Raw genomic sequence first — 1,131 nt, 5'->3', positions numbered from 1 at the left:
GGGTCAAGCTGCATGATCTTATCGCCTAGGCGCTGAAAATTTGCAAGGCTTTTTAGATGGAAATACGCTAGCTCCAGATATCCGCGGCGCGCGAAATCCGCAAGCTTTTTATCACTTAACTTCAAAAGCTTTTCGCGATTTACGACCGAAAAGCCGTTTAGCAGGGACGATTCCTTGCCGCTAGAGTTGATGCCGAGCTCCTTGGCTTCTAAAATCCCCGCCTTTTGAAATTCCGCCGCCGCAACGCGCGTGCGCATGTCCAAATCGGCGTAATTTTTCATCACCTCTTTTAAATTTTGTAAAAATGGCGTCGGCTTGCCGTCTTTAAAAAGCGCCTCGCCGTCGCCTTTGATCTGCTGCGCGTCCTCATCGAAGCAGATCGCCGTTTGATCGCCGATCTGGGCTAGGAAAAACGGATAATTCTGCACCGAGGAAGGCACCGCTCCCTTATAATCCTTATCGATTAGAACGTTTTTGGTGCGCCCTAGCAGCGCCACCATTTTGGGCTCTTTTTCGATGGTAAATACGATAACGAGGTTATCCGCGCAAAACGGGATCTCCGGCGCGATCACCGGCACGAAAGGCGCGGTAGGGAATGCATCCGCGTGATACTGCAAATCCGCGTGTTTAACGCTATCTAATACGACTGGGGTCATGTTGGTCCTTTAAAAAATTTATGCAATTATATAAAAAAGAATATTAAAATTCTAAAGGTTTTTGAAATTTCGGCCGTTTTTACTTGTGTAAATTTAGACTATTGAAATTTTAAATTTAGTAAAATTACCTTAAATTTAAAGGAGCACAGATGGATTTAAACGAGCTTTTAGTGCTTGCAGAGGACGCTGCGAAAAAGGCAAACGCTGCGATAATGCAAAATTACGACAAATTCGACGTCTTTGTCAAAGCGGACAAATCGCCGCTTACGAATGCCGATCTTGCGGCAAACGATGCGATAATGCGCACTCTAGAGCCCAGCGGTATCGCGATCTGCTCGGAAGAGCGCGTACTGGATAGCAAAAAGCGCATGAGCGAAGAGAGATTTTGGCTGATAGATCCGCTGGACGGCACGAAAGAGTTTATCGCGCGCAACGGCGAGTTTTGCGTCTGCATCGCGCTGATCGAGCATGGGCG

The 1,131-nt window shown here is 47.2% G+C and carries 2 protein-coding genes; one reads left to right on the top strand and one right to left on the bottom strand.

Annotated features, from left to right (window positions below):
- On the bottom strand, positions 1–656 hold a 656-nt coding region (locus Q0238_RS00850; protein ID WP_297941953.1), incomplete at its 3' end, for a SapC family protein.
- Between the two features lie 149 nt (positions 657–805).
- Here Q0238_RS00850 and Q0238_RS00845 point away from each other — a divergent pair.
- Positions 806–1,131 (top strand): inositol monophosphatase family protein (locus tag Q0238_RS00845; protein WP_297941949.1); only part of this gene is annotated, 326 nt, incomplete at its 3' end.

Source organism: uncultured Campylobacter sp., from assembly GCF_938045775.1.
In the GTDB taxonomy this organism is placed as follows: Bacteria; Campylobacterota; Campylobacteria; order Campylobacterales; family Campylobacteraceae; genus Campylobacter_B.
This window is presented reverse-complemented; position numbering and strand designations above follow the sequence as displayed.